Origin of the sequence: Consotaella aegiceratis (assembly GCF_036541425.1) — a bacterium.
Classification (GTDB): Bacteria; Pseudomonadota; Alphaproteobacteria; order Rhizobiales; family Rhizobiaceae; genus Consotaella; species Consotaella aegiceratis.
In genome coordinates this window covers 35,005-54,543 of the sequence record NZ_JAZHFT010000021.1, presented here as the reverse complement: position 1 = coordinate 54,543, position 19,539 = coordinate 35,005, and the positions used below count along the sequence as shown (strand labels likewise).

The 19,539-nt window shown below is 66.4% G+C and carries 17 protein-coding genes; 4 read left to right on the top strand and 13 right to left on the bottom strand.

Annotated elements, in window-relative coordinates:
* Positions 1-79: 79 nt before the first annotated feature.
* Together SMD10_RS14850 and SMD10_RS14845 are read left to right on the top strand one after the other, a co-directional pair.
* Complete coding sequence (locus SMD10_RS14850; RefSeq protein WP_331686493.1) at positions 80-1,063, top strand: quinone oxidoreductase family protein; 984 nt, start codon at positions 80-82, stop codon at positions 1,061-1,063.
* A gap of 21 nt (positions 1,064-1,084) precedes the next feature.
* Complete coding sequence (locus SMD10_RS14845) at positions 1,085-1,681, top strand: isochorismatase family protein (protein WP_331686492.1); 597 nt, start codon at positions 1,085-1,087, stop codon at positions 1,679-1,681.
* A 165-nt stretch (positions 1,682-1,846) separates the two neighbouring features.
* Here the strand turns inward: SMD10_RS14845 and SMD10_RS14840 are convergent, their stop codons facing one another.
* The 8 genes from SMD10_RS14840 to SMD10_RS14805 all read right to left on the bottom strand — a co-directional run bounded on the left by SMD10_RS14840 (position 1,847) and on the right by SMD10_RS14805 (position 11,815).
* On the bottom strand, positions 1,847-3,328 hold the full coding sequence (locus SMD10_RS14840; protein WP_331686491.1) for an amidase: 1,482 nt from the start codon (positions 3,326-3,328) through the stop codon (positions 1,847-1,849).
* Positions 3,329-3,422: 94 nt separating this feature from the next.
* Positions 3,423-4,811, bottom strand: coding sequence for a M20 family metallopeptidase (locus SMD10_RS14835; protein ID WP_331686490.1), 1,389 nt, complete (start codon positions 4,809-4,811; stop codon positions 3,423-3,425).
* A complete protein-coding gene (locus SMD10_RS14830) occupies positions 4,808-6,388 on the bottom strand; it encodes a gamma-glutamyltransferase family protein (RefSeq protein WP_331686489.1) in 1,581 nt (526 codons plus the stop codon). The genes SMD10_RS14835 and SMD10_RS14830 overlap by 4 nt, the downstream gene beginning before the upstream one ends.
* A gap of 3 nt (positions 6,389-6,391) precedes the next feature.
* A complete protein-coding gene (locus SMD10_RS14825; protein ID WP_331686488.1) occupies positions 6,392-7,393 on the bottom strand; it encodes an ABC transporter ATP-binding protein in 1,002 nt (333 codons plus the stop codon).
* Positions 7,393-8,379, bottom strand: a complete 987-nt coding sequence (locus tag SMD10_RS14820; protein ID WP_331686487.1) for an ABC transporter ATP-binding protein — start codon at positions 8,377-8,379, stop codon at positions 7,393-7,395. Before SMD10_RS14820 ends, SMD10_RS14825 begins: the two co-directional genes overlap by 1 nt.
* A 4-nt stretch (positions 8,380-8,383) precedes the next feature.
* Complete coding sequence (locus SMD10_RS14815) at positions 8,384-9,289, bottom strand: ABC transporter permease (RefSeq protein WP_331686486.1); 906 nt, start codon at positions 9,287-9,289, stop codon at positions 8,384-8,386.
* 1 nt (position 9,290) lies between these two features.
* Complete coding sequence (locus tag SMD10_RS14810) at positions 9,291-10,208, bottom strand: ABC transporter permease (protein ID WP_331686485.1); 918 nt, start codon at positions 10,206-10,208, stop codon at positions 9,291-9,293.
* Positions 10,209-10,285: 77 nt separating this feature from the next.
* Positions 10,286-11,815, bottom strand: a complete 1,530-nt coding sequence (locus tag SMD10_RS14805) for an ABC transporter substrate-binding protein (RefSeq protein ID WP_331686483.1) — start codon at positions 11,813-11,815, stop codon at positions 10,286-10,288.
* Between the two features lie 136 nt (positions 11,816-11,951).
* Here SMD10_RS14805 and SMD10_RS14800 point away from each other — a divergent pair, with 136 nt between their 5' ends.
* Positions 11,952-12,728, top strand: coding sequence for an IclR family transcriptional regulator (locus SMD10_RS14800; protein WP_331686482.1), 777 nt, complete (start codon positions 11,952-11,954; stop codon positions 12,726-12,728).
* A 116-nt stretch (positions 12,729-12,844) separates the two neighbouring features.
* On the opposite strand, the gene gudD is transcribed toward SMD10_RS14800, so the two are convergent.
* The 5 genes from gudD to garR all read right to left on the bottom strand — a co-directional run bounded on the left by gudD (position 12,845) and on the right by garR (position 19,160).
* Positions 12,845-14,194, bottom strand: coding sequence for a glucarate dehydratase (gene gudD, locus SMD10_RS14795; protein WP_331686480.1), 1,350 nt, complete (start codon positions 14,192-14,194; stop codon positions 12,845-12,847).
* 132 nt (positions 14,195-14,326) lie between these two features.
* The gene (gene garD / locus SMD10_RS14790) at positions 14,327-15,853 is read right to left on the bottom strand and encodes a galactarate dehydratase (protein ID WP_331686479.1); all 1,527 of its coding nucleotides are present in this window, start codon (positions 15,851-15,853) and stop codon (positions 14,327-14,329) included.
* Between the two features lie 41 nt (positions 15,854-15,894).
* Positions 15,895-16,674: a 2-dehydro-3-deoxyglucarate aldolase gene (gene garL / locus SMD10_RS14785; RefSeq protein ID WP_331686478.1), complete on the bottom strand. Its 780-nt coding sequence runs from the start codon at positions 16,672-16,674 to the stop codon at positions 15,895-15,897.
* Positions 16,675-16,728: 54 nt separating this feature from the next.
* Complete coding sequence (locus tag SMD10_RS14780) at positions 16,729-18,066, bottom strand: glycerate kinase type-2 family protein (protein WP_331686477.1); 1,338 nt, start codon at positions 18,064-18,066, stop codon at positions 16,729-16,731.
* 209 nt (positions 18,067-18,275) lie between these two features.
* On the bottom strand, positions 18,276-19,160 hold the full coding sequence (gene garR, locus SMD10_RS14775) for a 2-hydroxy-3-oxopropionate reductase (RefSeq protein WP_331686476.1): 885 nt from the start codon (positions 19,158-19,160) through the stop codon (positions 18,276-18,278).
* A gap of 251 nt (positions 19,161-19,411) precedes the next feature.
* Here garR and SMD10_RS14770 point away from each other — a divergent pair, with 251 nt between their 5' ends.
* Complete coding sequence (locus SMD10_RS14770) at positions 19,412-19,537, top strand: hypothetical protein (protein ID WP_331686475.1); 126 nt, start codon at positions 19,412-19,414, stop codon at positions 19,535-19,537.
* The last annotated feature ends 2 nt before the right edge of the window (positions 19,538-19,539 follow it).

Genomic DNA, 19,539 nt, shown 5'->3' with positions numbered 1-19,539 from the left:
AAGCGCTGCGCGAAATCGGGGAATTCATAGACGATCAGACACGACGTAGTCCTTACCCCGAACGAGAAAGGACGACGACATGGACAACAAGAATGCCGACAAGGCTGTCCGGCTGATCCGGCCGGGCGGCGTCGAGCAGCTGGTGGCGGTGGATTGGCCGGCCGAGGCGCCGGGACCCGGCGAGATCCGCCTGCGGCACGAGGCGATCGGCCTCAACTTCATCGACATCTATCACCGCACGGGGCTCTACCCGCTCGCCGACCCCGCCATTCCCGGCGTCGAGGGTGTCGGCATCGTGGAAGCGCTGGGGGAGGGCGTTTGCGACCTTACCGTCGGCCAGAGCATCGCCTATGCCGGGCTGCCCGGCGCCTATGCCGCGACGCGACGCCTGCCGGCTTGGCGCGCCGTCCCGCTGCCGGAGACGATCCCGCCACGAACGGCGGCCGCCTCGCTCTTTCGTGGACTGACGGCGCACATGCTGCTGACGCGCATCCATCCCGTCTTGCCCGGCGATACCGTCCTCGTCCACGCGGCGGCGGGCGGGCTCGGCGCGGTGCTGACGCGCTGGATCAGGCATCTGGGTGGCACGGTGATCGGGACGGCCGGCTCGGAAGCAAAGGCCGAAGTCGCCCGCGCGAACGGCGCCGATCACGTTGTCGTCGGTCGAGAGGCGGACGTCGTCGGCGAGGTCGCACGGCTGACGGCCGGTCGGGGCGTCGACTTCACGGTGGACGGCATCGGCGGAACGATGCTGGCGCGCAGCTTCCTCTGCACTCGCCGCTTCGGCGTGGTGGCGAGCATCGGACAGGCCGCAGGCCCCATTCCGCCGGTCGCGGTCGAGGAAATCGGGCCGATGCGATCGCTGATCTTCGCCCGCCCCAGCGTCATGGCCCACTGCGCCGAGCGTGAACTCTATCCGGACGCGGTGCGTGCGGTGTTTGCCATGATCGAGGCGGGCATCGCCGCCGGCAGCGGCCCCACCTACGCCCTCGCCGACGCCGCAAAGGCGCAAGCCGATCTCGAGGCCGGGCGCATCACCGGCAGTGCCGTTCTTCTTCCCTGAAGTTCCACGGCCTTTCCGGAGATGACCGTGATACCCCGAACCCTATTCCAGCTTGCCGGCCGCGAGCCGCGACCGCCACGGCTCGACGAAGCCGTGCTGGTCCTGATCGACTACCAGAACGAATATCTGAGGGAACCACTCCGGCTCGATGGAGTCGACGACGCCGTCGATCGGGCGGCCGAACTCCTGGCCGCCGCACGCGCCGCCGGCAGCCGCATCGTCCATGTCGCCCATCGTGGTGCGTCGGGCGGCTTCTTCGACCGGGGCGGGGATCGCGGTGCCTTCATACCCGCGCTTCGCCCAATGAACGGCGAGGCGGTCGTCGAAAAGATCCGGCCGAACGGCTTCTCGGAGACCGATCTTGCGCAGCGGATCGGCCCTTCGGGCACTCCCGTCCTGATCGCCGGCTTCATGACGCACAATTGCGTCTCCTCCACCGTCCGCGCGGCGCTCGATCTCGGCTACGCGATCGCCGTCGCCGCCGATGCATGTGCGACCCGCGACCTGCCCGGACCGGACGGCGCGATACCCGCCGCATCCATCCAGGCGGCCGAACTCGCCGCCCTGGCAGACCGGCATGCGTTCATTGGGACCGTGGCGCACTTCACCGGACGCTGACCGTCTTCGTCAGACGGGTGGGTGCCCTCGGGACGGCTCGCTTCAAGCTGACAAGGAGGCCATCGGCGGAACGGAGGGCCTGGTCGGAATAGTGGCAGTCGCTCTTTTCGTCGGGCTCCAGCCTATTGAGAGACGCGATGCAAGTCCTCGCGACGAACTGGTCTTTCAGGCTACGGCCGGCTTCAAGGGTGACGCGGCGCGCAGGCGCTCGACATCGACGCGCGGCGCGCCGAACTCCGGATCGTCGGCGAACAGTCCTTCGATTTCGGCCGCGACCGCCAGCACGCCGAGATCGTCGTTGCGCGCCCCGATGATCTGCAGACCGAAGGGCATGCCGGCCTCGTCCCTGCCCAAAGGAATGGAGATCGAAGGATGCCCGGGGATGGTCGAGGCATAGGCCAAGGACAGCCAGTGATAGTAGCTTTCGGTCGGCACGCCGTCGATCGCGGTCGGATAGAGCTCATGCCAATCGCGCGGGGTGATGGTGACGGCGGGCGACAGGATGTAGTCATGGGTCTCGAAGAAGCGCTGCCAGTTGCGATGATAGACGGCCTGCGCGTTCATCGCTTCCGCCACGTCGAGCGCCGAATAGGACAGACCCTCGGCGACGTTGGCCATGATGTTGGGTCCATAGCGGCCGGGATATTTCAGGGTGTTGGCATGGTGCGCGCCGAGCATCGAAACGGCGCGCAGCACGGCGAAAATGCGGTCGGCGCCGCTGCAATCGGGTGCCGTTTCCTCCATTGCGCCGCAATAGGGCTGAAGCCGCTTGGCGCGGGCGACAAACGCGCGCCGGACGATCTTTTCGGTGAGCGCAAAGCCGAAATCCTCGGTGACCGCGATCCGCAACGACGAGAGATCGCGCCGCGGCAGCCGGGCGAAGTCGGCGGGATTCCAAAGGGTATGGCCGTCGATCACGGCCGTATAGGGGTCGAGCGCGTCGGGTCGGGCGAGCACCGACAGCATCAAGGCCGTATCGGCGACCGTGCGGGCCATCGGCCCCGAGGTCGAAAGATGCATCAATGCCATTCCGCGCGTGTCGCCCGGCACCACGCCCGGCGACGGACGAAAGCCGACGACGCCGCAGAAGGCGGCGGGATTGCGCAGGCTGCCGCCGGTGTCGGACCCCGTGCACAGCGGCGCCATGCCGGTGGCCAGGACTGCTGCCGAACCGCCGGACGAGCCGGCGACGCTTTTCGTCGGATCGTGCGGATTGCCGGTCGGCCCGTAGACGGCATTGACCGTGTTGGCACCGGCACTGAATTCGGGATTGTTGGTCTTGCCGAGGACGACTCCGCCCGCCGCGCGCATCGCGGCCACGATCGCATCGTCCTTGCGCGCGATGTTGTCGGCGAAGATCGGCGATCCGAAGGTGGTCGGCAGGCCGGTCACGTCGATCATGTCCTTGACGCCGAAGGGCAGGCCGTGCACGGCGCCGAGCGGCTTGCCCGCCATGACCGCCGCCTCGGCGTCTCTAGCCTCGTCGAGCGTGCGGTCGAAGTCGTGGGCGACCAGCGCGTTGATGGCGTGATTGACCGCCTCCACGCGGGCGATGCAGGCCTCGGCCAACTCGACGGGAGACAGGACACGCCGGGCGATCAGCCGGCGCGCTTCGATGGCGGTCAGGTCGGCGGGATCCGCTTTCATCCGATTTCCCTCGTTCAGAGTTCGGTCGCTTGCCAGGTGCTCGGGGTTCGATGCAACGTCCGATCGAAGGTTCCCGAAGGTGCCAACGGTCGTTTCAGACGGTCTCGCTTGCCGCGCCGATATCCCAGAACAGTCCGGTCATCATCGCCAGCGCTTCCCGCGTCGTCGACAGGAGCAGATGCTCGCCCGGCGCATGTTGCGAGCAGCCGGGATAGGAGTGGGGCAGCCAGACCGTCGGCAGCCCCAGCGTCTCCGAAAAGCATTCGTTGGGAAGGGAACCGGCGAGGTTCGGCAGGATGGCGGGGTCCTTGCCGGTGGTCTGCTTCACCGAGGCCACGGCTCGCCGCACCCAGGGATGGTCCGGATCGAGCCGCGTCGCGTGGAAGAAGCCGCGCTCGGCCGGAATGATGTCCACCTGCGAAAAGCCGTGCGCATCGAGATGGCGCCGCAGCGCCGGGAGGATGTCAGCCGGATCGGTGCCGACCACGTACCGCAGCTGGCAATGGGCGTTGGCCCAGGCGGAAATGGCATTCACCGGCGCTTCCGGCACACCGCTCTTCTGTGCCAGCACGGCGAAGGAATTCCAGCCGAAGACGCGCTCGGCCGGCGTCAGGCTCTCTTCGCCCCAGTCGGGGTCGATCGACGGCCCGTCGAAGCCGCCTACGGGGCAGTCCTCCAGCACCTTGCGGATCGCGGGCGTCAGGCTGGTCGGGCGCCATTCCGGCACCTGGATCTGGCCGCGCCGGTCGACGATCGAAGCGATCGCGTGGGCCAGGATGGTCGCCGGGTCCTTCAAGAGGCCGCCCCAATTGCCGGAATGATGCGCGCCCTCGCGCAGCGCGACGCGCAGGTCGAAGTTGATCGCGCCGCGCGAGCCCATGAACAGGGTCGGCCGCTCCGGGTGGAGTCGTGGCCCGTCCGAGGCGACCAGCACGTCGGCGGCAAACAGGTCTTTGTTCGCGGAAAACAGCGCGTTGAGGCCGGGCGAACCGCATTCCTCGCCCATTTCCAGAATGATCTTGCAGTTGAAGCCGAGCCGGCCGCGCTCGGCGAGCACGGCGCGAAGCGCCGCCAGATTGATGCAGTGCTGCCCCTTGTTGTCCGCTGTGCCGCGGCCATAGACCTTGTCGCCTTCGACCACGAGCCGAAACGGATGAAGGCGTTCCGGCCACTGCTCGACCTGGGCGCGGATGACGTCGCCATGACCGTAGACCAGCACCGTCTCGTAGGACGGATCTTCGAGCCGCTCGGCATAGAGGAACGGGATGGCGGCATCAGCCGGATTGTCCAGAAAGCGGTGCGAAAACCCCATCGCGTCAAGCTTCGGCACGATGATGTCGACGAGATAGCGAGTGAGTTCGGGACGCTTGCCCGGATCCTGGCTCTCGCTCTCGACGGCGATCATCGGACGAAGCTCGTCCAGGAATTCGCCCTGGTCGAGATAGGCTTCGATGCGGGCGAGGGCGGATGAGCGGGAGGTCATGTCGATGGTCTTTCGGTCACGGCGTCGCCCCAGGGCGACATGATTTCGGTGCAGCCGGTGTTCAGGCCGTTTTCCCGCATGACGCCGGCCGGGCAGGCGAAGGCGTAAGGAAAGACGGTGCGCTTGGCGGTGACGGTGGGCTGCAGCTTCGACAGCGCCGCGACGATGTCCGGCGCCAGGTCCTCGTCGGCCACGACGGTGCCGCCGCCGCTGTTGTCGATGCGCGGCTGATGGAAGGCTTCCTCCAGCGACATGTCGAAATCCATCAGGAAGGAGCTGAGGTTGAGCACCGCCGGCAGGATCTTGCGCCCGCCGGACGCGCCGATCGCAAAACGCCGGCCGGCTTTTTCGCCGATCGTCGGGCAGACGTTCATCAGGCAGCCCTTGCCGGGGGCGAGCGAATTCGGCCGGCCCGGCTCGGGATCGAACCACATGATGCCGTTGTTCATGACGAGGCCGGTCGAGGGCGAGACGACACCTGAGCCGAAGAGCGACAGCAGCGTCTGCGTCACCGCGACCATGTTGCCGTGGCGATCGACGATGCTGAAATGGGTGGTGCAGGAGGGGGCGTGTGGCGCGTCCTGATCGCCCATCTCGGCGAGCCGGCGCGCATAGGTGGCGCTCAAGGCCTCGGCCGTTGCACGATAGCTCCGCGCATCGGGCGCGGTGCCCGGCGCGAAGGCACCGTTCATCCGCGCCAGGCATTCCGCCAGGTTCGGCCCTGCGGTCAGGCCGCTGGCGGCATGGACCCGGCCGCCGCGATAGGGCGTCTCGATCGCGTCGGTGAGGTGGGCCTCATAGGCGGCGAGATCGTCGAGACCGAGGGAGCCCCCCTTGGCGGCGACGTCGGCGACCATGGCACGGGCAATCTCGCCTTCGTAGAAATCGCGGGCGCCAGCCTCGGCCAGCCGCGCCAGGGTTTCGGCCAACCGGCCTTGGTCGAGCCGAATGTCGGCCAGCGCGGTCCAGCCGGCGGCCTTCGGCCATTGCCCGTCGTCGAGAAACAGCGCCGCGGCATCGGGATCGCGGGCGAGCTCGCGGGCCGCGGAGGCGATGATCAACGAGGCGTACCAGTCGATCTGCATGCCCTCGCGTGCCAGCGTCACGGCCGGCTGAAGAAGCTCCTTCCATGGCAATCGCCCGTAGGAGCGATGCGCCAGCTCCATGCCGGCCACGGTGCCCGGCACGGCGATCGCCGTCGCGCCGCGAACATTGCGGTCATCCTTGACACTTGCCCAGGGAAACAGGTCGGAGGATCGCCCGCTGCCTTCCAGCGGATAATCGGCGGGATCGAGCGCCTTGGGCGACCGCATGCCGAAGAACAGCGTCCGGGCCTTCTGCTCGGCCTCGCGCCAGATCATCATCGCGCCACCGCCGGCCGGCCCGCTCATCCAGGGCTCGGCGACGCCGATGGCGAAGGAGGTGGCGACGGCCGCATCGATCGCGTCGCCGCCGGCCTCCAGGATCGAGGCGCCGACCTTGGCCGCACGCCGGCTCTGGGCTGCGACGACACCCAACGACGTCGCGACCGCTGGTTTGCGCACCCGTTGGCTCTGCGAAAAGCTGTGGGACGTCATGGCCTATACCTGCCGAATGGACGCGCCGTCCGGCTCCGCTTGAAAGAGATGGCAATCGACATGACTGGATCGATCCCAGACATGCGGTGGCGACTGGCGGCCGCAGATCTCCATGGCGGCCGGACAGCGGGGGTGGAAATGACAACCGGGCGGCGGCGCGATCGGATTGGGGAAGGTCGTGCCGAGCCGCGTGTCGGGTACCGACAGGTTCGGATCGGGGGTCAGCACGGACTCCAGAAGCGCTCGCGTGTAGGGGTGGCGGGGGGCGGCAAAGAGCTGATGGGCCGGTGCCTCCTCGACGATACGGCCGAGATACATGACGGCGACGCGCGTCGCCAAATGCTCAACCACCGCCAGATTGTGGCTGATGAAGAGATAGGTCAGGCCGAGCTCTTTACGCAGTTCGCCGAGCAGGTTGAGGATTTGCGACTGCACCGAGACGTCGAGCGCCGAGGTCGGCTCGTCGCAGATCACGATCTCCGGGTTGATGATCAGCGCGCGGGCGATGGCGACGCGCTGGCGCTGACCGCCGGACAATTGGCCCGGATAACCGCCGCGAACCCGCTGCGGCAGGCCGACGAGGTCGAGCATTCGCGCGATGGTCTTCTGTCGCGAGGCGTGATCGCCGATATGATGGACGATCAGCGGCAGACCGACGATGTCCTCGATGGTCTTGCGGGGGTTGAGCGAGGAATAGGGATCCTGAAAGATCGGCTGGATCCGGCGGGAGAGCCGCCGGCGGTCCTGATCGTCGACCTCACGGCCCTCGATCAGCACTTGGCCGCTGGTCGGCCGTTCGAGACCGAGCAGGACCTTGGCGAGGGTCGACTTGCCGCAACCGGATTCGCCGACCAGCCCCAGCACGTCCTTCCTGCGGATGCGCAGAGAAATCCCGTCGAGAGCCTGGAGCGGCTTCGGCTTGACGAACATGCCCGCCTTGACCTGGTAGGTCTTGGTGATGGCGGTGAGTTCGAGCACCGGTTCGTTGGAGGCGAAGGCGTCCATCAGGCCGCCTCGCTCTGGTGGGGGAGGCGGATACAGCGGAAGCGGTGCTCGCCGCCGCCCTGGCGCTCCGGGATCTCGGCCGCACAGGCGCCCACGGCGAATTCGCAGCGCGTGCGAAAGGCGCAACCGTGAACCGGACCGATCAGCGAGGGCACGATCCCGGGGATGGATCCGAGCGCTTCACCCGATTTGGTGCGGCCAGGCACCGGGATGCAGCGCAGCAGCCCTTGCGTGTAGGGATGCGAGGGCGCCTCGAAGATTTCCTTCGCGGTTCCGTGCTCCACGATTTCGCCGGCATACATCACCGCCACCTTGTCGGCGATGCGCGCCACCACGCCGAGATCGTGCGTGACCAGGATGAGCGACAGGTTCATCTCGCGCTTGAGGTCGTCGAGCAACCGAAGGATCTGGGCTTGGATCGTCACGTCGAGCGCCGTGGTCGGCTCGTCGGCGATGATCATTTCGGGTTTGCACATCAGCGCCATGGCGATCATCACGCGCTGGCGCAGCCCGCCGGATAGCTGGTGTGGATATTGCGCCAGGCGGCTTTCGGCCGCGGTGATGCCGACCTTGCCGAGCAGCTCGACGGCCCTGTCGCGCGCCGCCCGTTTCGGAACTTTCTCGTGCAGCAACAGGGCTTCCGTCAGCTGGTCGCCGATGGTGTAGGCCGGGTTGAGCGAGGTCATCGGCTCCTGGAAGATCATCGCGAGCCGATTGCCGCGCAGATCCCGCATTTCGCCGGAGGATAGCGAGCGCAGGTCTCTGCCGTCGAACTCCAGCCGGCGAGCCCCCACCTTCAATCGCCGGCCGGTCAGCCCCATGACGGCAAGCGAGGTCAGCGACTTGCCGCAGCCGGATTCGCCGACGATGCACAGCGTCTCGCCGCGCTTGACCTCGAAATCGATGCCGCGCACCGCGTGCAGGGTGCCTTCGGCGAGCGGAATGTCGATCGTCAGGCCTTCGACGGAGAGAAGCGGCTCTGCCATGGTCTCAGCCGCGTCCTTCCGGCGCAGTGACGTCACGCAGGCCGTCGCCGACGAGGTTGATCGCCAGCACCAGCAGGAAGAGCGCGATGCCGGGAATGGTGATCAGCCACGGCTGGAACAGGAGCATCTGCTTGCCTTCGGAAATCATCAGGCCCCAGGAGGGCGTGGGCGGCTGGACGCCGAGGCCGAGAAACGACAGCGCGGCTTCCAGCAGGATGGCGTGGGCCATTTCGAGCGTCGCCACCACGATCAGGTTGTTGACGACGTTCGGCAGGATCTCCGACAGCACGATGCGGGTCGTGGAGCAGCCGATGGCGCGCGCTGCGTTGACGTATTCGAGGTTGCGCAGCTGCATGACCGAAGAGCGCATCACGACCGCGAAGCGGTCCCACAGCAGCAGGCCGAGCACCAGGACGACGACTTCGAGCGAGCCGCCGATGAGCGCGACCACTGCAAGCGCGACCAGCACCACCGGCATGGCGAGGCGAACGTTGACGAGAAACGTGACGACCAGCTCCGCCTTGCCGCCGAAATAACCCGCCACGACGCCCATCGTCGTGCCGATCAGCCCCGAGATCAGCGCGGCCACCACCCCGATCAGCAGCGAAATGCGGGCGCCGTAGAGAAGGCGCGCAAGATAATCGCGCCCGAGCTGGTCGGTCCCGATGAGATGGGCCGGGTCGGCCCCCGCCATCCAGAAGGGCGGCTTCATGCGCGCCATCAGATCCTGGGAGTAGGGATCGTGCGTGGCCAGCACCGGAGCCAGCACCGCCAGCGCGACCATGACGACGAGGATCACGAGCCCGATCAACAGGCCCGGATGGCCGAGCACGCGGCGGCGAAGACGAGCCGCCGGAGACACCGTCGGAATCGTTTCTTCCGGAGGGGCGATCGCTGAAACCTCGGTCATCTCAACCCACCCGCAGACGCGGGTCGAGCCAGGCGTTGGCCAGGTCCGACAGCAGGGTGAAGGCGATATAGAAGCACGAAAAGATCAGGATCAGCGCCTGCACTGTCGGCAGATCGTTGCGGCCGATCGATTCCCAGGCGAGGAAGCCGGCGCCATGCAGCGCGAACACCGATTCCACGACGATCGAGCCGCCGAGCATGAAGCCCATCTGGACGGCGGCAAGGCTGACGACGGGAACGATCGCGTTGCGCAGGGCATGCTTGAAGAGCACGCGGCGGGCACTGGCTCCCTTGGCCCGCGCCGTGCGGATATAGTCGGCGTTCAGCACCTCCAGCATGCCGGCGCGGGTCAACCGCATGATTGCCGGCAAGGCGTAATAGCCGAGCACGATCGTCGGCATGACGAAATGCCGCCACGAGGTCGAGCCGGAAGGCGGCAGCCAGCCCAGCTTGATGGAGAACAGCACGATCAGGAGAAGGCCGAACCAGAAACTCGGCATCGCCTGGCCGGCCACCGACAGAAACAAGGCGAGGCGATCCAGAAGCGAATTGGGACGCACGGCGGCGGCGACCCCGAGCGGTACGGCGATCGACAGGGCGAAGACGATGCTGGTGAGGCCGAGCAGCATCGTAACCTGCAGGCGGTCGGCAATCAGGCTCGCGACCGGCAGCTTGAAATAGTAGCTTTCGCCGAAGTCGCCGTGCAGCGCGCCCGCCAGCCAATTCCAATACTGTTCGGGCAGCGGCTTGTCGAAGCCGTACTGGACGCGGATGGTCTGGATATCTTCGGGGCTGGCGCTTTCGCCGGCGATCGAAATGGCTGGATCGCCGGCAAGATGCAGCAGCGAAAAGCTGATGATCGAAACGGTCAGCGTCACCAGCAGGGCAAGTCCCAGCCGCTTCAAGGCAAAGGCCAGCATCGGGCATGTTCCTGGTGAAGGGGTTGCCTGCGGCCGATCCCGGATCTGCTCCAGGATCGGCCGCACTCACAGCCGTTCTATTTCCACGCGATTTCGAAGAAGCGGACGATCTCGTCGGGGGTCGGCGTGAACTCGACGTCCTTCGAGAACACGTAATTGGAGTTGTAGGAGAACAACGGGATCCAATACGCTTCGTCGGCGATCTTCTTCAAAGCCTTGCCGTAGTCGGCCTTGCGCTCGGCATCGTCGACCGACGTGTCGCCTGCCTTCAGGGCTTCTTCGACTTCCGTATCGCGCGCGAAGTCCTGGCTTCCACCTTCGAAATAGATGCTGGTGATGGCGGAGACGTCGTTGATGGAGTTCGATCCCCAGGTCAGAAACGCGAAGCCGGCCTGTCCCTTCATCTGCATGTCCCGCAGGGTCGAATATTGCAGGAATTTGAGGTTGGCCTTGATCCCCACCTTGGCCAGATAGTCCATCATCGCTTCGGCATAGGGCTGGTCGCGATAGGCGTAAAAATCGGTGCTGAAGCCGTCGGGATAACCGGCCTCGGCAAGCAGGTCCTTCGCCTTCTGCGGATCGTACTCGTAGGACTTCACGTCGTCGGTGCAGCCGAACTGCGTCGGATAGCAGGCGGCGTCGACCACTTCCGAGCTTCCCTGCAACAGGCTTTCGACGATGGTCTTGCGGTCGATCGCGTAACCCACGGCCTGCCGCACCTCCTTCTTGGTGAAGGGGTTGTCGCCGGTTCGTCCGGCGGCGTCCATGGTGATATAGCCGATGCGCATGGTGGCGCCGTTGGCGACGGTGAACTGGTCCATCGTCTTGAGCTGTTCGGCCTGATCCGCCGGCACGCCCCAGATCATGTCGAGCCCGCCGCTGAACAGCTCGGCCATCTGCGTATTGACGTCGGGAATGGTGCGAATGTCGATCGTGCCGATCGAGGCCTTCGGCTTCGGCCCGTCATGATAGCCGTCGAACTTCTTGAGGACGAAGTGCTTGCCGGGCTCGAGGTCTTCGACCTCGTAGGGTCCCGTTCCGACGGGATGCAGCGCCATGCCCTTCGGCCCGGCCTCGGCGTAGTATTCATTGGGATAGATCGAGACGAGGCCCGAGAGATATTCCGGAGCGGCCGGGAAGGGGCCGTTCGTCATGATCTGGACCGTGTAGTCGTCGATCTTCTTGGCGCCCTTCATCCAGTCGACATTGCCTGGCACCACCACGTGGTTGTCCGGATTGGTAACGAATTCGACCGTATAGACCACGTCGTCGGCGTTGAAATCTTCGCCGTTGTGGAACTTGACGCCCTGGCGCAGTTTGAACTCGAGCGTGGTGTCGTCCACCCATTTCCAGGATTCGGCGAGATTGCCGACATACTCGCCGGTGTCAGGGTCACGGTAGAGCAGGCCATCCCAGATCGAGCGCGACAGCAACACGCCCTCGCGGGCGGAGTTGAAGTAGAAGTCGATCGATTCCAGCTCCTTGGTAAAGGCGACGTTCAGCGTATCGCTCGCCTTGTCCGCCAAAGCCGGGCCAACCGCCACGGCGGAAGCCGCAAGCGCAAGGCCGGCCCCCAAAATCAATCTCGTCTTGTGTACGAATGCCACGGCCAGCTCCTTTTCCGAGGGGTGGTGTATTACATTGCGATACTTTATACCGAACTGATCTTCACTGTATCGCCACAAGCCGGCGAGTCAAGCAAGTTTGCCGATTTTTGAGGCGTGCATAATAAAGGTGCAAATCGTGGATGACGCGACGCGAAAGTCGAACACGCTGTTCGTCGGTTCGTTGGAGAAGGGAATGCGGGTCCTGTCGGTCTTCGGCAGCCAGCATCCGGAGTTGAGCCTGACCGAGCTGGTGGCGCTGACGGGCCTCGACAAAAGTGCCGTGCAACGTCTGGCGAACACGCTGCACCTGACCGGGTATCTGGAAAAGGATCCCGATACCCGACGCTTCCGGCCGTCGCTGAAGTGCCTGGAACTGGGGGCCGGCTATCTCTGCTCCGACCCCTTGCCGCAACTGGCGATGCCGAAATTGATCGAGCTGAGCCGCGCCCTGGGCGAGCGCGTCAACGCGGCCCGTCTCGACGGGACGGACATCGTCTATGTGATCCGCATTCCGACCCAGTTGACGAACTTCGCCGCCATGCTGGTCGGCCGGCGCATCACCGCCTTGACGACGTCCTCCGGACGTATTCTCATCGCGAATTTCGACGCGCAACGGCGCCGGCAGGCCATCGAAAGCTGGCCGATCACGGCCACGACGCCCAAGACGACGTTGGATCGCCGGGTGATCGCGGACGAAATCGAAGAGGCGGCCGCCTCCGGCTACGGCATGACCGTCAGTCAGAACATCATGAACGAGATCGGCATTTCAGCGCCGATCTACAGCACGGCAGGAGAGCCGGTCGCCACCGTGCAGTGTTCGGTTTCAAGCCTCAAATGGAGCGTCGAGCGGGTCCGGACCAAGATCGCACCCGCTCTCATGGAGGTGGCCAACTCGATTCAGGTTCCGCGCTGAACCGGGCCACGCGGCGCAATCGGCCCGACAGCAAAGCCTGGCCGCACCACCTGCCTGCGCCTCCGGGGCCGGGACCAGGCCCGGCGGGCGGCTCGCTCAGGGGGCGGGATGCCGGTTCACCGAACCATGCACGGGCGCTTGGGATCGAAAGCCCAGCCAGGGATGAGATACTGCATTCCCTTGGCGTCGTCGCGTGCGCCCAGCGCCTTGTCCCGGTAGAGCGTGTGGGCCTCCGCTACCTGGTCCATGTCGATCTCGATACCGAGACCCGGCTTGTCGGGCACGGCCACCCAGCCGTTCTTGATCTGGAACGGCTCCTTCGTCAGGCGCTGGCCGTCCTGCCAGATCCAATGGGTGTCGATCGCCGTCACCTTGCCGGGCGCGGCGGCGGCGACATGGGTGAACATGGCCAGCGACACGTCGAAATGGTTGTTGGAATGCGACCCCCAGGTCAGGCCGTTGTCGCGGCAGGTCTGGGCCACGCGCACCGAGCCCTGCATGGTCCAGAAATGCGGGTCGGCCAGCGGAATGTCGACCGAGTGCAACTGGATCGCGTGGCTCATCTGGCGCCAGTCGGTGGCGACCATGTTGGTGGCGGTGGGAAGGCCGGTGGCGCGGCGGAACTCCGCCATGATCTCGCGGCCGGAATAGCCGGCCTCGGCCCCGCACGGGTCCTCGGCATAGGCGAGGATGCCGTGCATGTTCTTGCACAGCCGGATCGCGTCGTCGAGCAGCCAGCCGCCGTTCGGGTCGAGGGTGACCCGTGCTTCGGGAAATCGCTTGGCCAGAGCGGTGACCGCGGCGATTTCCTCCTCGCCGGAGAGAACGCCCCCCTTCAGCTTGAAATCGTGGAAGCCGTAGTGGTCGTGGGCGGCCTCGGCGAGGCGCACGATCGCCTCGGGGCTCAGCGCCTCTTCGTGCCGCAGGCGGAACCAGTCGACCTTGGCGTCCGGCTCGGCCCGGTAGGGCAGGGGCGCCCTGGTCCGGTCGCCGACATAGAAGAGGTAGCCGAGCATCTCGACCGCATCGCGTTGCTGGCCTTCGCCGAGCAGCGCGGCGACCGGCAGATCGAGAAACTGCCCGAGCAGGTCGAGCAGCGCCGCCTCGATGGCGGTCACGGCATGGATGGTCGTGCGAAGGTCGAAGGTCTGCAGGCCGCGTCCGCCCGCATCGCGATCGGCAAATTCGCGCCGCACCGCGTTGAGGATGGAGTTGTAAGCGCCGATCGGCTGGCCGACGACCAGCGGCGTTGCATCCTCCAAGGTCTGCCGGATCTTCTCGCCGCCCGGCACCTCGCCGACGCCGGTGTGTCCGGCATTGTCCTTGAGAATGACCAGGTTGCGCGTGAAGAACGGAGCATGCGCGCCGGACAGGTTCAGCAGCATGCCGTCATGGCCCGCGACCGGGATGACGCGCATCTCCGTGACTTTGGGGGCCGACGATACGGATTGGGTTGGTCCAGACATGGCATTCTCCAACGCGCGCGACGCGCGGCAAGTTCAGGCAGGTACCGCGAGGGCCGAAGGGGCCGGGCGGAGGGTGGCAAGCGGCGCAAGCGCGGGTCAGGGTCCGGAAAGCATCGAACGGCTCACGCCTTCTCAGGTCACCGGCGCGGGATTGAACAACGTCATCGCATTGCGCAGACCCCAGCGATCGGCCCAGGTCTGCTTGCGGCCGCTGGCGATCTCCAGGATGAGATGAAAGAGATCCCAGCCGATGTCCTCGATGGTCTTTTCGCCCGTGGCGATGGGGCCGGCGGACAGGTCGATGAGATCGGACCAGCGCGCCGCCAGCGTATCGTTCGTGGCGACCTTGATGACCGGCACCAGGGCGAGACCGTAGGGCGTGCCGCGCCCGGTGGAGAACACCTCGATGTTGCACCCGGCTGCCATCTGCAGCGTGCCGCAGACGAAGTCGCTGGCAGGTGTCGCGGCGAAGTTGAGCCCCTTCTTGCGGGCCTTCTCGCCGGGCCCCAGCACGTCGACGATGGCGCTCGAACCCGATTTGGCGATGGAGCCGAGGCTTTTTTCGACGATGTTGGACAGACCACCCTTCTTGTTGCCGGGCGACGGGTTGGCGCTGCGGTCGGTCTGTCCGCGACGCAGGTAGTCGTCGTACCAGGCCATCTGGTCGACCATCGCCTGTCCCACCTCCTTGGTCGCCGCGCGCGGGGTCAGCAGGTGGACGCCGTCGCGCACCTCCGAGACCTCGGAGAACATGACGGTGGCGCCGGCGCGCACCAGCAGGTCGGCGGCATAGCCGATGGCAGGGTTGGCCGTGACGCCGGAAAACGCGTCGCTGCCGCCGCACTGAAGCCCGACCACCAGATCCGAGGCCGGGCAGGTCTCGCGCCGTCGTTCGTTCAGCACCTCGAGCCGCTTTTCAGCCATCTCCATGATCAGCGCCACCATGTCGGCAAAGCCGTGGTTCTGCTCGTCCTGGAGCGTCATGATGGCGTTTTCCGGAAGACCTTCCGGCAAAAGCCTCTGCGGCAGAAGCTTCTCGCAGCCCAGTCCGACGACCATGGCTTCGCCGCCGAGATTGGGATTAAGCGAAAGGTTCTGCAAAGTGCGGATGGGAATGATCGCGTCCGGCGCGTTGATGGCGACGCCGCAGCCATAGACATGTTCCAGCGCGATCACGTCGTCGACGTTGGGAAAGCGCGGCAGCATCTCCTTCTTGATGCGCTCGATGGCGAAGCCCAGGACGCCCGCCACGCATTGAACGCTCATGGTGATGCCGAGGACGTTCTTGGTCCCGACCGAACCGTCGGCATTGCGGTAGCCTTCGAACGTATGGCCCTCGAGCGGTGCAAGCGGCTCGGGAACGGCCGTCGCCAGCGGCAGTTCGTGCAGGTCCGGCGGCGAGGGCAGCCGCACCATGTGTTCGTTGATCCACGAGCCGCGCGCGATCGGTTTCACCGCATAACCGAGGACCTCGCCGTACCGGACGATCGGGTCGCCCTCTGCGAAATCGTTCAGAGCGACCTTGTGCCCCTGCGGAATGCCCTCCAGCAGCGTCAGTTCGCCACCGATGACCGTGCCCTTGGGCAGGCCGGGGCTGTTGACCACGACGGCGACATTGTCACCGTTCTTGACCTTGATGATACGGGGCGTCTCTTGCATGGCATTGCTTCCGTGGGGGGCTTTCGCCAGGAGCGTAAAGCTCACCGATACTGATCTCTCAGGTTTTGAGTGGCGGCCCTGAACGCTCCGAGGTCGGAGCCGACTGCGACGAAGGTCGCGCCCATGTCGAGATAGCGGCGGGCGTCGGCTTCGAGGGGGGCGAGGATGCCGGACGGCTTGCCGTGGGCCTTGGCCGCTGCGAACACGGCGGCGATGGCCGCCTGCACGTCCGGATGGCCGGCGTTGCCGAGATGGCCGAGGCCGGCGGCAAGGTCGGAGGGGCCGACGAACAGGCAGTCGATGCCGTCCACCGCCGCGATGTCCGATGCCGCTTCCATCCCGGCCGTGTTCTCGATTTGCACCGCCACCGTGATCTCGTCGTTGATGACCGTCTGGTAGTCGGCCACCGTGCCGTAGCGATTGTTGCGCTGGGCCACCGACACGCCGCGCACGCCTGCCGGTGGATAGCGCGTCGCGGCCACCGCGGCCTTCGCCTCCTCCACCGACTGCACGAAGGGGATCAGGAAGTTGTAGAAGCCGGCGTCGAGCATCCGTTTGATCGTCACCGTGTCGTTCCAGGGAGGACGCACCACCGGCGCCGAGGCGCTATCCTTCAGTGCCATCAGTTGCGGGATCAGCGTCAGCACGTCGTTGGGCGCGTGTTCGGCGTCGAGCAGCAGCCAGTCGAAGCCGGCCAGGCCCAGCACCTCCATGGTGATCGGGCTGGCCAGCGCGCTCCAGCAGCCGATCAGCCGCTTGCCGGCCAGAAGGTCGCGCCGAAACTGGTTGGGAAAGGCGGTATAGGGGGCCGAACCGGACATTGTGCTCATTCTCCTTGGCTCCGGCGCCGGGCCGGAGGTTCATTGGCTTCGGCATCAGGCCGAAGGCGTCGGGTCTTGCGGGTCGCGCGTCTCGATGAGGATGGCGCGGAAATCGTTGACGTTGGTGAGCGTCGGGCCGGTGATCACCTGGCTGCCAAGCGCCTCGAAGAAGGAATGGCCGTCATTGTCGGCGAGCGCGGCCTTGGGGTTGATGCCTTGGGCCCAGGCGCGGTCCAGCGCATCGGGACCGATGACGGCGCCGGCGATCTCCTCCAGCCCGTCGACCCCGTCCGTGTCGGCCGCCAGCGCATGGACGCCGGCATGGCCGTTCAGCGCGACGGCGAGCGACAGCAGGAACTCCACATTGCGTCCGCCGCGTCCTTCGCCCGTCACCGTCACCGTGGTCTCACCGCCCGACAGCAGTACGCAAGGCGGCTCGAACGGCTGGCCGCGGCCGGCAATCTGGCGCGCGATGCCGGCCAGCACCTTGCCCACGTCCTTGGCTTCGCCCTCGATCGCGTCGGAGAGGATGCGCACCGGCCAGCCAGCCGCCTCGGCCACCACCGCCGCCGCCTCCAGCGCCGCCTGCGGGGTGGCGATCAGCCGCGTCTCGCAGTGCGCCAGGCGCTCGTCGTCCGGCTTGACGCTCTCGCCTGCCCCGCTCTGAAGAACGCTGCGCACCGAGGCGGGCACGTCGATCCGGTAGCGTTCGATGATGGCGAGCGCGTCATCGCAGGTGGTCGGATCACCCACTGTCGGACCCGACGCGATGTCGGCCGGATCGTCGCCCGGCACGTCGGAGATCAGCAGGCTGAGCACCCTCGCCGGATGGCAGGCCGCCGCCAGCCGTCCGCCCTTGACCGCCGACAAATGCCGGCGCACGCAGTTCATCTCGGTGATCGTCGCCCCCGACTTCAGAAGCGCCTTGTTCACCGCCTGCTTGTCGGCGAGCGTCACGCCCTCCAGCGGCAGCGCCATGAGCGCCGAGCCGCCGCCCGAGATCAGGCACACCACCAGATCGTCGGCCGTCAGATCCGAGACGAGGTCGAGGATGCGCCGCGCCGCCGCCATCCCGGCCTGATCCGGAACGGGATGCGCCGCTTCCACGATCTCGATCGCCGCGCACGGCACTCCATAGCCGTAGCGGGTCACCACCAGGCCGGAAAGCTCGCCGCCGGAGCCTTCGCTGTTCGACGCCGGCACGAAGGCTTTGTTTTTCCACGCCTGCTCGAAGGCGTGGGCCATCGCCGCCGACGCCTTTCCGGCGCCGATGACGACGAGCCGTCCCTTCGGCGCCGCCGGCAGATGCTTGGGGACGGCCAGCGACGGCTGCGCGGCCGCCACCGCCGCCGCGAACATCGAACGTAAAAGCTCTTCAGGCTGGCTCGTCATTCGTCGATTTCCCTCGCACGCGATGCACTCGTCATCAGGGCGCGCCCGTCGCCCGCGATCCTGCCGCCGTCATCCTCGGGACGGAGCCCGAGGATGACATTCTGATACCCTGAGGTAGCAGCCCAGGGTCGCCCCAGTCCGGCGCAGCGCCGTTGCACCGCGCCCGGCCGCCGTGCAACTCGCAGCGACTTTCGCGCCGAGCCGTCCGCCTATCGGCGCACCTCGACCTTGGCGAGCTTCTCGTAGTGACGCGCCACCGCGCTGTGGTCGCTCTCGCCCTCGCCGTCGACCTTGAGCGCCTGCATGATCTCCATGATCCCCGCCGACAGCGGCACCGGCACGTGCAGCGCGTGCGCCGTGTCGAGCGCGTTCTGCAGGTCCTTGACATGCAGGTCGATGCGGAACCCCGGCTTGAAGTTGCCCGCGAGGATCATCGGCACCTTGGCGTTCATCACCGTCGAGCCGGCCAGCCCGCCCTTGATCGCGTCGAACACCGCCTCCGGCGAAACCCCCGCCTTGGTCGCCAGGGTGAAGGCTTCCGAAACCGCCGCGATGTTCAGCGCGACGATCATCTGGTTGGCCAGCTTGGTGACGTTGCCCGCGCCGACGTCGCCGACCCGCACCACCGAGCCGCCCATCACCTGAAGGATCGGCTCGACCTTTTCGAACGCCGCCGCGTCGCCGCCGACCATGATCGCCAGCGTCCCGTCGATCGCCTTCGGCTCGCCGCCCGACACCGGCGCATCGAGCATCACCACGCCCTTTTCGGCCGCCGCCGCGCCGATCTCCTGCGAGGCGGCCGGGGCGATTGAGCTCATGTCGACGAGGATCGTGCCCGGCCTGGCGCCATCCAGCACCCCGTCCTCGCCCATCACCGCCTCGCGCACATGCGGCGAGTTCGGCAGCATGGTGATCACCACCTCGCACTTCGAAGCCACGTCCTTGCTCGACGAACCGGCCTCGGCGCCCAGCGCCAGCAGATCGTCGGCCGGCGCGAACTTGTCGTACACCACCAGCGAATACCCCGCCTTCAGCAGGTTCTTCGCCATCGGACGACCCATGATCCCAAGTCCGATAAACCCTAGCTTACTCATGTCATTTCCTCGGTTCGTGTGACGGTGTGGATTGCCGATGGCAATCCGGAAGAGCGGCTGCCGAGGCCGCGTCGAGCGCGGCCCTTCGGCCGTTCCGGATGCGGAGCGGCCACGGCATCCTGCCGGACGCATGGGTGCCTTGCGCCGAAGCCGCTAACGGTTCGCGGCCGGATGAATAGATTGGAAGGGAGACGCGACGGCCTGCTGTACGGACAGGCTGACGCCCCCGAGTTTGCCGCAAGGAGCATACGATGGCCACCATTCGCGAGCGCATCGCCACCATGGTCGACGACACCCTGACGATCGCCGGCGAAGTCCGGCGCCGGGAACGGCAGATGCGGCCCGAAGCCCGCCGCGAAGCCGTGCGCCGCTCGTAAAG

What these genes read in the sequence shown, in the direction of transcription:
- SMD10_RS14850 (WP_331686493.1), top strand. Translation starts at nt 80, where the DNA reads ATGGACAACAAGAATGCCGACAAGGCTGTCCGGCTGATCCGGCCGGGC.
- SMD10_RS14845 (WP_331686492.1), top strand. Translation starts at nt 1,085, where the DNA reads ATGACCGTGATACCCCGAACCCTATTCCAGCTTGCCGGCCGCGAGCCG.
- SMD10_RS14840 (WP_331686491.1), bottom strand. Translation starts at nt 3,328, where the DNA reads ATGAAAGCGGATCCCGCCGACCTGACCGCCATCGAAGCGCGCCGGCTG.
- SMD10_RS14835 (WP_331686490.1), bottom strand. Translation starts at nt 4,811, where the DNA reads ATGACCTCCCGCTCATCCGCCCTCGCCCGCATCGAAGCCTATCTCGAC.
- SMD10_RS14830 (WP_331686489.1), bottom strand. Translation starts at nt 6,388, where the DNA reads ATGACGTCCCACAGCTTTTCGCAGAGCCAACGGGTGCGCAAACCAGCG.
- SMD10_RS14825 (WP_331686488.1), bottom strand. Translation starts at nt 7,393, where the DNA reads ATGGACGCCTTCGCCTCCAACGAACCGGTGCTCGAACTCACCGCCATC.
- SMD10_RS14820 (WP_331686487.1), bottom strand. Translation starts at nt 8,379, where the DNA reads ATGGCAGAGCCGCTTCTCTCCGTCGAAGGCCTGACGATCGACATTCCG.
- SMD10_RS14815 (WP_331686486.1), bottom strand. Translation starts at nt 9,289, where the DNA reads ATGACCGAGGTTTCAGCGATCGCCCCTCCGGAAGAAACGATTCCGACG.
- SMD10_RS14810 (WP_331686485.1), bottom strand. Translation starts at nt 10,208, where the DNA reads ATGCTGGCCTTTGCCTTGAAGCGGCTGGGACTTGCCCTGCTGGTGACG.
- gudD (WP_331686480.1), bottom strand. Translation starts at nt 14,194, where the DNA reads ATGTCTGGACCAACCCAATCCGTATCGTCGGCCCCCAAAGTCACGGAG.
- garD (WP_331686479.1), bottom strand. Translation starts at nt 15,853, where the DNA reads ATGCAAGAGACGCCCCGTATCATCAAGGTCAAGAACGGTGACAATGTC.
- garL (WP_331686478.1), bottom strand. Translation starts at nt 16,674, where the DNA reads ATGTCCGGTTCGGCCCCCTATACCGCCTTTCCCAACCAGTTTCGGCGC.
- SMD10_RS14780 (WP_331686477.1), bottom strand. Translation starts at nt 18,066, where the DNA reads ATGACGAGCCAGCCTGAAGAGCTTTTACGTTCGATGTTCGCGGCGGCG.
- garR (WP_331686476.1), bottom strand. Translation starts at nt 19,160, where the DNA reads ATGAGTAAGCTAGGGTTTATCGGACTTGGGATCATGGGTCGTCCGATG.
- SMD10_RS14770 (WP_331686475.1), top strand. Translation starts at nt 19,412, where the DNA reads ATGGCCACCATTCGCGAGCGCATCGCCACCATGGTCGACGACACCCTG.